This is a genomic window from Mycobacterium sp., from assembly GCF_019247615.1.
GTDB lineage: Bacteria > Actinomycetota > Actinomycetes > Mycobacteriales > Mycobacteriaceae > Mycobacterium.
Genome location: NZ_JAFBAT010000156.1, coordinates 1 through 9788 on the forward strand (window position 1 = coordinate 1; position 9788 = coordinate 9788).

A 9788-nucleotide genomic window follows, 5' to 3' on the forward strand; every position below is an offset into this window, starting at 1 on the left:
GGGTTCCGGTGGCGATGACGTGGCTTGCCGTCGCCTTCGGGGTGGCCGGGATGTTGCTCTGGATGTGGCGCTGGCCCACCCGCAGGCAGTCCCTCGATGGCGTTCTTTCACACGACGGGGTTCGTGCTCTACAACTTCGCGGTCGCCGCCGGCGTCGGCTCGTGGGAGGCGCTGTCGCTGGCCGGATCCGGGCACCGCAGCCTCGCGGGGGTGGATCTGTGGCTGGTGATCGAGGTCAACATCGCCCTGCCGCTCGCCATTCTGATCCTGGTGCGCGCCCTGGCGGGAGACCTGCTGCGCGCCGACCGCGATCCGCTGACGGGGTTGCTCAACAGGCGCGCGTTCGCGCACGAGGCGCTGGGAATGACCCTGGCCCGACGGGGCATCGACTCTCACCTCGTCGTGATGCTGATCGATCTCGACCATTTCAAGGCCCTCAACGACCGGTCCGGCCACGCGGCCGGGGACCACGCGCTGGTCCCGGTCGCCCAGGCGCCGCTGGCCGCCGCGGACAATCAGGCGGTGGTGTCGCGCAGCGGCGGTGAGGAATTCCTTTTGGCCGGCACGTCTTCGGGCTGCAACGCAGAGTCCCTGGCCGCGAAGATGTGCCGGGCCATCGCGGCCTCGACCGCGGGAGTCACCGGCAGCATCGGCACCGCCTGCGCCCGCCTCGACGACACCGCGGCCGAACCGCAATCGCTGCTGCAGAGGTTGATCGCGGCCTCCGACGCCGCGATGTACCAGGCTAAGCGGTTGGGCGCCAACCGAAGCCACCATTACGAACTCTGCTGACCGGCCAGCTCCGGCGGGACGTCGCTCGCCGACGTGCGAAAAGGTTTCCCGCTGATTGGTCCGGGTACCCGAGTTTCAACCTCGCCGGCCAACCGGTGCGGCAGGTCGCGAGAGGGTGAGGAGTAGTTATGACCTCTCAGAATGATCAACAGTCGGAAAATCCGCGGCTGGAGCACTTCGACGATCCTGAATTGGGCAGCGGCGCGCGTGACACCGGTTCGGACACCCCCGAGCCAGGCACCGGGGACCGTCCCGTCGGAACGGTAGACGAAGACGCGAATCCGCCTATGAGCGATCCAGCCGAGTCGGATACCTACAGCGGTACTGGTGAGTTACCCCCCCAGAACACGGGCAGTGCCGTCCCGCCATACGAGGGACGTCAGCAAGGTGGCGCAGTCAGCACCGAAAGCGCAGGGGGTGCGACGGCGCCCGAGGCGAATTCCGAGTTCAAGTCGGCCAGCCCGTCGGCTACGCCCGGCGGTGCGACTCAGTCCCCGGCGGACGAGCAACCCGCCGCACAAATGCCGGAATCCGACCTCGACGATGACCGGGTCGGGCCGGCGCACGTGGCGGGTACCCGTCGCGGCGAGTCGAAGCCCTGACGACCTCGGCAGCGAGCGTGACCGCGGCGGTCATGCCGCCGCATCGGGGCGCCTAGCGCGAGAACATAATCGCGCGCTTGACCTCCTGAATCGCCTTGGTGACCTCAATGCCACGCGGACAGCACTCGGTGCAGTTGAACGTGGTCCGGCAGCGCCAGACGCCGTCGACCTCGTTGAGGATGTCGAGGCGCTGGGCGGCGGCTTCGTCGCGGCTGTCGAAGATAAACCGGTGCGCGTTGACGATCGCCGCCGGGCCGTAGTAGCTGCCCTCGTGCCAGAACACCGGGCAGCTGGTGGTGCAGCACGCGCACAGGATGCATTTGGTGGTGTCATCGTAGCGGGCGCGGTCGGTCGGGCTCTGAATGCGTTCGCGGGTGGGAGGATTGCCGCTGGTGATCAGGTAGGGCTTCACCGCTCGGTAGGCGTCGAAGAACGGCTCCATGTCGACCACCAGGTCCTTCTCGACCGGGAGCCCGCGAATCGGTTCCACCGTGATGGTCAGGGGCTTGCCGGCTTGCCCGTTCTTCTTGCGAGGCAGCAGGTCGCGCATCAGCACCTTGCAAGCCAGCCGGTTGACGCCGTTGATCCGCATGGCGTCTGAGCCGCACACCCCGTGGGCGCAGGATCGCCGGAAGGTGAGCGTCCCGTCGAGGTAGCTCTTGATGTAGATCAGCAGGTTGAGCAGCCGGTCGCTGGGCAGGCAGGGCACCCGAAAGCTTTGCCAGCCACCGGTTTCCGCGAAGGCCTGGGGCTGGTCGGGGTTGAACCGGGCGATCTTCACGGTCACCATCACCGCTTCGTCGGGGATGGGCGGCAGGGGCGGCTCCAGCGTTGACTGAACCTGCGGTGCCGCTTCTGGCTCCAGCTCCTCGGCCATTCAGTACTTCCGTTCCTTGGGTTCGTAGCGGGTCTGCACGACGGGCTTGAAGTCGAGCGCGATGTCGCTCAAGAGGTCGGCGCCCTGCTTGTACGCCATGGTGTGGCGCATGTAGTTGACATCGTCGCGGTTGGGATAGTCCTCCCGGGCATGTCCGCCGCGGGACTCCTTGCGATTCAACGCACCGACCACGGTCACCTCGGCCAGCTCCAGCAAGAAGCCCAGCTCGATCGCTTCCAGCAGGTCGCTGTTGAAACGTCTTCCCTTGTCGTGCACCGTGATTCGGGAATAGCGCTCCTTGAGCGCATGAATGTCGGTGAGCGCCTGCTTCAGCGTTTCCTCGGTGCGGAACACCGCCGCGTTGTTGTCCATCGACTGCTGCAGTGAGTTGCGGATGTCGGCGACGCGCTCGTTGCCGTGCTCGGAGAGGATGTCGCTGACCCAACCGACGACCATCGCCGCCGACTCCGGCGGCATGTCGACGAAGTCGTGCCCTTGGGCGTAGCTCGCCGCGGCGATCCCGGCCCGGCGACCGAAGACGTTGATGTCCAGCAGCGAGTTGGTGCCCAACCGGTTGGCGCCGTGCACCGACACGCACGCGCACTCACCCGCCGCGTACAAACCCGGGACCGTAGAAGTGTTGTCCCGCAACACCTGTCCGGTGACCGTGGTCGGGATGCCACCCATCACGTAATGACACGTCGGATAGACCGGGACCAGCTCGTGCACCGGATCCACACCCAGGTAGGTGCGGGCGAACTCGGTGATGTCGGGCAGCTTGGACTCCAGCACGTCCTCGCCGAGGTGACGCACGTCGATGTAGACGTAATCCTTGTGCGGGCCGGCGCCGCGGCCCTCCAGAACCTCGAGCACCATCGAGCGGGCGACGATGTCGCGCGGTGCCAGGTCGACGATCGTCGGGGCGTAGCGCTCCATGAAGCGCTCGCCCTCCCCGTTGAGCAGCCGACCGCCCTCACCCCGCACGGCCTCGGAGATCAGGATGCCCAGCCCCGCCAGGCCGGTGGGATGAAACTGGTGAAACTCCATGTCCTCCAACGGAAGTCCCTTACGGAAGACGATGCCGATGCCGTCGCCGGTGAGGGTGTGTGCGTTGGAGGTCGTCTTGTACATGCGGCCCGAACCGCCCGTGGCGATCACCACGGCCTTGGCGTGAAAGACGTGGATTTCGCCGGTCGCGAGCTCGTAGGCGACCACGCCGGTGGCCACCGGCCCGCTCGGAGTCTGGGTGAGCACCAGGTCCAGCGCGTAGAACTCGTTGAAGAACTGCACGTCGTGCTTGACGCAATTCTGGTAGAGCGTCTGCAGGATCATGTGGCCCGTGCGGTCCGCGGCGTAGCAGGCCCGGCGCACCGGCGCCTTTCCGTGATCGCGGGTATGCCCGCCGAAGCGGCGCTGGTCGATGCGGCCTTCGGGGGTCCGGTTGAACGGCATCCCCATTTTTTCGAGGTCGAGCACCGCGTCGATGGCTTCCTTGCACATGATCTCGACGGCGTCCTGGTCGGCGAGGTAGTCGCCGCCCTTGACGGTGTCGAAGGTGTGCCATTCCCAGTTGTCGTCCTCGACGTTGGCCAGTGCGGCGCACATGCCGCCCTGCGCCGCACCGGTGTGGCTGCGGGTGGGATAGAGCTTGGTGAGCACCGCCGTCCGCACCCGCGGCCCAGCCTCGACCGCCGCCCGCATTCCGGCACCGCCGGCACCGACGATCACCACGTCGTATCGGTGTTGCTGGATCAACTCCTTCTCGCCTCCCTGCGAATCAGGAAATGTTCGGGTCGAATGTCACCAGCACGTAGGTGCCCAGCACCAGCGTGAAGCCCACCGACAACAGCAGCAGGCTATTGAGCCAGAACCGGGTGGAGTTCTTGCGGCTGTAGTCGTCGATGATGGTGCGCAGACCGTTGCCGCCGTGCAACTCCGCCAGCCATAGCAGCGCCATGTCCCAGATCTGCCAGAACGGCGAATGCCAGCGCTGGGCCACGTAGTTGAAGTCGATGCGGTAAACGCCGCGGTCCCACATCAGCATGATGAACAGGTGCCCGATCGCCAGGAAGAACAGCGCGACGCCGGAGAACCGCATGAACAGCCATGCGAACTTCTCGAAGTTCGGTATGCCCGCGCGCCGCCGCGGGGACCGGGGGTTGTCCAGGCTGGCGGGCCGGTCATAGAAGCGTTGCTTGACCGGTGCCTGCTGGCCGCGCCCGAGCTGGAGGTCGGGGCTGCTCATCGGAAGTGCTCCACGATGTGAATGGCGGTCACCACGCCGGCTGGAACGATGAGCAGCAGGAAGACCACGGCGACGACCCAGAGCATCAGTCGCTGGTAGCGAGGGCCCTGCGACCAGAAGTCGATCAGGATCACCCGGATCCCGTTCAGCCCGTGGAAGAGCACCGCGGCGATCAAGCCGTATTCCATCAGGCCGACGATCGGGGTCTGATAGTCGTGGATCACCCCGTTGTACGTCTGCGGACTGACCCGCAGCATGGCCGCGTCCAGGACGTGGACGAACAGGAAGAAGAAGACCGTCGCGCCGCTGATGCGATGCAGCACCCAGGACCACATCCCAGGGTCGCCCCGATACAGGGTCCGGGGTGGCCGCCGCTTGCGCGACGGTGCCGGCGCAGATTTGGCCGGATCTGCGGCTGCCGTCTGCGTACTTACCAAGTCCTCACCGCCTTCGTTGGACAGTCAAGCTGGGCAGTTCAGCCTAACCCCGCCGGGCGGCGGTTTGCGTTGAGAAGCCGGTCAAGTGAGGTGTGATGTCGAAGATAGGGTGGCGGTCTCAGGTCGGCCCATCGACGAGCGGAGTTGCGGTATGCATTACATTGATTGGAAATCGTTGCGGGACAAGGCAACCCACGCAGCGGCGGGCGCTTACGCACCCTATTCCCGGTTCCGTGTGGGCGCCGCCGCCCTGGTCGACGACGGTCGCATCGTCACCGGATGCAATGTGGAGAACGTCTCTTACGGGCTTGGTCTCTGCGCGGAGTGCGGCGTGGTATGTGCCCTGCATGCGACGGGCGGTGGCAGGCTCGTCGCGCTGACGTGCGTAGACGCCAACGGATCGCTGCTGACGCCCTGCGGACGATGCCGCCAGGTGTTGCTGGAGCATGGTGGGCCGAAGCTGCTGATCGACCATTCCGCCGGAGCGCGGCGGCTTGACGACCTGCTGCCCGACGCCTTCGGTGCCGACCTCCCAAGGGACCTTCCTTGACTGACTTCGCATTAGACGCGCCGACGGTGATCAGGACCAAGCGCGACGGCGGCCGCTTGTCCGATGCCGCCATCGACTGGGTCATCGACGCCTATACCGACGGCCGGGTGGCCGACGAACAGATGTCGGCGCTGTTGATGGCGATCGTTCTGCGCGGCATGGACCGCGGCGAGATCGCCACGTGGACGTCGGCGATGCTGGCATCCGGCGAACGTCTGGACTTCAGCGATCTCGGCGTGCCGACCGTGGACAAGCATTCCACCGGCGGGGTGGGCGACAAGATTACGATCCCGCTGGTGCCCGTCGTCGCCGCGTGCGGCGCGGCGGTGCCGCAAGCGTCGGGCCGCGGGCTGGGACATACCGGTGGCACCCTGGACAAGCTGGAGGCCATCGCCGGGTTCGGTGCCGAACTGTCCAACCGGCGAGTGCGCGATCAACTACTCGACGTGGGTGCGGCCATCTTCGCCGCCGGCGAGCTGGCACCGGCCGATGCCAAGCTCTACGCCCTGCGCGACATCACCGCGACCGTCGAGTCGCTGCCGCTGATCGCCAGCTCGGTGATGAGCAAAAAGCTGGCCGAAGGCGCCGGGGCGCTGGTGCTCGACGTAAAGGTGGGCTCCGGGGCGTTGCTGACGTCGGAGGCGCAGTGCCGCGATCTCGCGCACACCATGGTCGAGTTGGGCGCGGCCCACGGGGTGCCGACCCGTGCGCTCCTGACCGACATGAACCGTCCGCTGGGCCGGACGGTCGGGAACGCGCTCGAGGTTGCCGAGTCCCTGGAGGTGCTGGCCGGTGGCGGGCCTGCGGACGTGGTAGCGCTGACCCTGCGGTTGGCCGCGGAAATGCTTTCGCTCGCCGGGATCGACGACCGCGACCCTGCCCAGACGCTGCGCGACGGCACCGCCATGGATTGCTTCCGCCGGCTCATCGCGGCCCAGGGCGGTGACCTGTCGATCCCGTTGCCCATCGGTTCGTGTTCCGAGACCGTGAGCGCGGGCCGTGGCGGCACAATGGGCGACACCGACGCGATGGCAGTGGGACTGGCAACTTGGCGGCTCGGCGCGGGCAGGTCGCGTCCGGGGGAACCGGTGCAATCGGGTGCCGGAATCAGTATCCACCGCCGCCCGGGAGTCCCCGTCGTCGCCGGCGAGCCGCTGTTCACCCTGTACACCGACACCCCCGAGCGCTTCGGCGCCGCCATGGCCGAGTTGGACGGCGGCTACAGCGTCGGCGACACCCTTCTAGCCCCGGGGCCGCTGATCATTGACCGGGTCCCCAAGTGAGACGGGGGAATGAGAAGGTGAATGAGCGATGGAACTAGATCTGGAGCAGATCAAGCAGGCGCCCAAGGCCTTGCTGCACGACCACCTCGACGGCGGCTTGCGCCCGTCCACGGTGATCGACATCGCCGGCCAGACCGGTTACGACGGGCTGCCCGCCACCGACGTCGACGAGCTGGCGAGGTGGTTCCGCACCCGGTCGCACAGCGGCTCGCTCGAGCGCTACCTGGAACCGTTTTCGCACACCGTGGCGGTTATGCAGACAGCCGATTCGCTGTACCGCGTGGCCTATGAATGCGTGGAAGATCTGGCGGCCGACTCCGTGGTTTATGCCGAGGTGCGGTTCGCTCCCGAGCTGCACATCGACCGGGGGCTGTCCTTCGACGAGGTCGTCGACGCCGTGCTGGAGGGTTTCGCCGCCGGCGAGAAGGCCGCCGCTGCCGCGGGCCGCGCGATCACGGTGCGGCTTCTGGTCACCGCGATGCGGCACGCCGCGGTTTCCCGGGACATCGCCCAGTTGGCGATCAGATTCCGGGACCAGGGTGTGGTCGGATTCGACATCGCGGGCGCCGAGGCCGGCAACCCACCGACCCGCCACCTGGACGCTTTCGAGTACATGCGAGACAACAACGCGCGCTTCACAATTCATGCCGGCGAGGCGTTTGGGCTGCCTTCCATCCACGAGGCGATCGCGTTCTGCGGCGCGGATCGGCTCGGGCACGGGGTCCGCATCGTCGACGATATCGAGCCGGTCCCAGGCGGCGTCCGGCTGGGCCGGTTGGCATCGATCCTGCGGGACAAGCGAATTCCGCTCGAGCTGTGTCCCAGCTCCAATGTGCAGACCGGCGCCGTCAAAAGCATCGCCGACCATCCCTTCGACCTGTTGGCGCGCACGCGGTTTCGGGTGACGGTCAACACCGACAACAGGCTGATGAGCGACACGACGATGAGCCTGGAGATGTTCCGACTGGTCGAGGCTTTCGGCTACGGATGGAGCGACCTCGAGCGGTTCACGATCAATGCGATGAAGTCGGCCTTCATTCCGTTCGACGAGCGGCTGGCGATCATCGACGAGGTGATCAAACCGCGGTACGCGGTGCTGATCGGCTAGGACCTCGACGATGAACGGCCAGCCGGCTCGCCGAACTGCCGACGAACGGTCTGAACGGTCTACCGAGGCAACCCGGTACGCGTACCGCGGCGGCCCGTCACGGCCTCGTAGATCGCGATGAGCACGATGGCGGCCGCGACGCCGATGAAGAACGGAATCCAAGCGATTCCGCCATTGGCGTTGTGGTAACCGAATTGAGCGGCCACCGCCGAGCCGATGAGGCCGCCCACGGCGCCCAGCACAACCGTCATGATCATGCCGATGTTCTGCTTGCCCGGCATGACCAGCCGCGCCACCACACCGATGACCGCCCCCACGATGATCGCGAGAATGATTGATCCGACCATTGCAGCTCCTGTGTTACGGCTCCCCGATTGGGAGCATCCTTCCCACGGGTTCCCCGAACCGTCAGGCTTGTAACAACATTCGGGATGGATCGCGTGAGTCCCGAAAAAGCGCACGCGGGTCCTCCGGCCGGTGAGTGGCCGGGGACCCGCGCACGCCCGTTCGATGCGGCTGCTAGCGATGCAACCTCGAGTGCGGACGACGGCCCGCGACGGTTTCCCAGATCGCGATGAGGACGATGGCGACGGCGACTCCGATGAAGAACGGGATCCAGGCGATCCCGCCGTTGGCGTTGTGGTACCCGAAGTGGCTGGCCACCCAGGAGCCGATCAGGCCGCCCAGGGCGCCGAGGACCACCGTCATGATCATGCCGATGTTCTGTCTGCCCGGCATGACGAGGCGCGCCACCAGACCGATGACCGCGCCCACGATGATGGCGAGGACTATTGAGCTAATCATTGCGGCTCCTGTCGCAGCGGCGCCCGGGGTGAGCGCCAGGTACGACTACGGGTTCCCGCTACCACCGGCTTGTAACACACACGTGTCAAAAAGGTCGGCGGCCGTGCCGATGCCCGCACTGGCGCGCCAGGGCCCCATGCACGGTTCGAATTTGACGAATAGTGTGGCTGGACATGAAGTTGCCCCTGTTGGGCCCGGTGTCGCTGGCGGGATTCCAGAACGCCTGGTTCTTCCTGTTTCTGCTGGCAGTGCTGCTGCTGATCGGCGCCTACGTCGCGCTGCAGTACGCCCGGCGCCGGCGGGTGCTGCGGTTCGCCAACATGGAGGTGCTCGAGCGCGTCGCGCCGATTCGACGCGGCCGGTGGCGGCACCTGCCGACGATCCTGCTCGCGACGTCGTTGGTGCTGCTGACCACCGCCATGGCCGGACCCACGTCCGACATCCGGATTCCGCTGAACCGCGCGGTCGTCATGTTGGTCATCGACGTCTCCGAGTCCATGGCCTCCACGGACGTTCCGCCCAACCGGCTCGCCGCCGCGCAGGAGGCCGGCAAGAGATTCGCCGACGAGCTGACGCCGGCCATCAACCTGGGGTTGGTGGAGTTCGCCGCCAACGCCTCGCTGCTGGTCGCCCCGACCACCAACCGCGATGCCGTCAAAGCGGCGATCGACACCCTGAAACCCGCACCGAAAACCGCGACGGGGGAGGGCATCTTCACCGCGCTGCAGGCGATCGCCACGGTCGGCTCGGTGATGGGTGGTGGCGAAGGCCCGCCGCCGGCCCGGATCGTGTTGGAGTCGGACGGGGCCGAAAACGTGCCGCTGGATCCGAATGCCCCTCAAGGCGCGTTCACCGCGGCCCGCGCCGCCAAGGACCAGGGGGTACAGATATCGACGATCTCCTTCGGCACCCCCTACGGCACCGTCGAATACGAGGGCGCGACGATTCCCGTTCCGGTCGACGATCAAACGCTGCAGAAGATCTGCGAGATCACCGATGGCCAGGCGTTCCACGCCGACAGCCTGGAATCGCTCAACCAGGTCTACTCGACGCTGCAGCGCCAGATCGGCTACGAGACCGTGAAAGGCGA

General features: G+C 66.6%; 12 protein-coding genes. 6 read left to right on the forward strand and 6 right to left on the reverse strand.

Annotation, left to right across the window (positions count from 1 at the left end):
* Positions 1–96 precede the first annotated feature (96 nt).
* Positions 97–792, forward strand: a complete 696-nt coding sequence (locus tag JO059_RS10535) for a GGDEF domain-containing protein (RefSeq protein WP_293316571.1) — start codon at positions 97–99, stop codon at positions 790–792.
* 128 nt (positions 793–920) lie between these two features.
* Positions 921–1394 (forward strand): hypothetical protein, encoded by a 474-nt coding sequence (locus tag JO059_RS10540; protein ID WP_293316573.1) that lies wholly within the window; start codon positions 921–923, stop codon positions 1392–1394.
* Positions 1395–1446: 52 nt separating this feature from the next.
* Here JO059_RS10540 and JO059_RS10545 read toward each other — a convergent pair whose 3' ends face one another.
* From JO059_RS10545 to sdhC, 4 genes are read right to left on the reverse strand one after another with little or no spacing between them, the layout of a single operon-like run.
* Positions 1447–2271, reverse strand: a complete 825-nt coding sequence (locus JO059_RS10545; protein WP_293316575.1) for a succinate dehydrogenase iron-sulfur subunit — start codon at positions 2269–2271, stop codon at positions 1447–1449.
* Entirely contained in the window at positions 2272–4026 is a 1755-nt protein-coding gene (gene sdhA, locus JO059_RS10550; protein WP_293316577.1) for a succinate dehydrogenase flavoprotein subunit, read from the reverse strand.
* Between the two features lie 22 nt (positions 4027–4048).
* Entirely contained in the window at positions 4049–4516 is a 468-nt protein-coding gene (locus tag JO059_RS10555; protein ID WP_293316579.1) for a succinate dehydrogenase hydrophobic membrane anchor subunit, read from the reverse strand.
* Positions 4513–4851 carry a succinate dehydrogenase, cytochrome b556 subunit gene (gene sdhC, locus JO059_RS10560; protein ID WP_293316593.1) on the reverse strand — a complete coding sequence of 113 codons (339 nt, stop codon included), beginning with the start codon at positions 4849–4851 and terminating at the stop codon, positions 4513–4515. Before sdhC ends, JO059_RS10555 begins: the two co-directional genes overlap by 4 nt.
* A gap of 253 nt (positions 4852–5104) precedes the next feature.
* Here sdhC and JO059_RS10565 point away from each other — a divergent pair, with 253 nt between their 5' ends.
* Genes JO059_RS10565 through JO059_RS10575 form a run of 3 tightly spaced genes read left to right on the forward strand, consistent with a single transcriptional unit; the run spans position 5105 to position 7894 of the window.
* Complete coding sequence (locus tag JO059_RS10565) at positions 5105–5503, forward strand: cytidine deaminase (protein ID WP_293316581.1); 399 nt, start codon at positions 5105–5107, stop codon at positions 5501–5503.
* Positions 5500–6786, forward strand: a complete 1287-nt coding sequence (locus tag JO059_RS10570) for a thymidine phosphorylase (protein WP_293316583.1) — start codon at positions 5500–5502, stop codon at positions 6784–6786. The genes JO059_RS10565 and JO059_RS10570 overlap by 4 nt, the downstream gene beginning before the upstream one ends.
* Positions 6787–6814: 28 nt before the next feature.
* A complete protein-coding gene (locus JO059_RS10575) occupies positions 6815–7894 on the forward strand; it encodes an adenosine deaminase (RefSeq protein WP_293316585.1) in 1080 nt (359 codons plus the stop codon).
* A 59-nt stretch (positions 7895–7953) separates the two neighbouring features.
* Here the strand turns inward: JO059_RS10575 and JO059_RS10580 are convergent, their stop codons facing one another.
* Both JO059_RS10580 and JO059_RS10585 read right to left on the reverse strand, forming a co-directional pair.
* Complete coding sequence (locus JO059_RS10580; RefSeq protein ID WP_293316587.1) at positions 7954–8241, reverse strand: GlsB/YeaQ/YmgE family stress response membrane protein; 288 nt, start codon at positions 8239–8241, stop codon at positions 7954–7956.
* 172 nt (positions 8242–8413) lie between these two features.
* The gene (locus JO059_RS10585) at positions 8414–8698 is read right to left on the reverse strand and encodes a GlsB/YeaQ/YmgE family stress response membrane protein (RefSeq protein WP_293316589.1); all 285 of its coding nucleotides are present in this window, start codon (positions 8696–8698) and stop codon (positions 8414–8416) included.
* Between the two features lie 173 nt (positions 8699–8871).
* Between JO059_RS10585 and JO059_RS10590 the strand changes: the two genes are divergently transcribed.
* Positions 8872–9788, forward strand: a 917-nt coding sequence (locus JO059_RS10590) for a VWA domain-containing protein (protein WP_293316591.1), incomplete at its 3' end; no start/stop codon positions are given.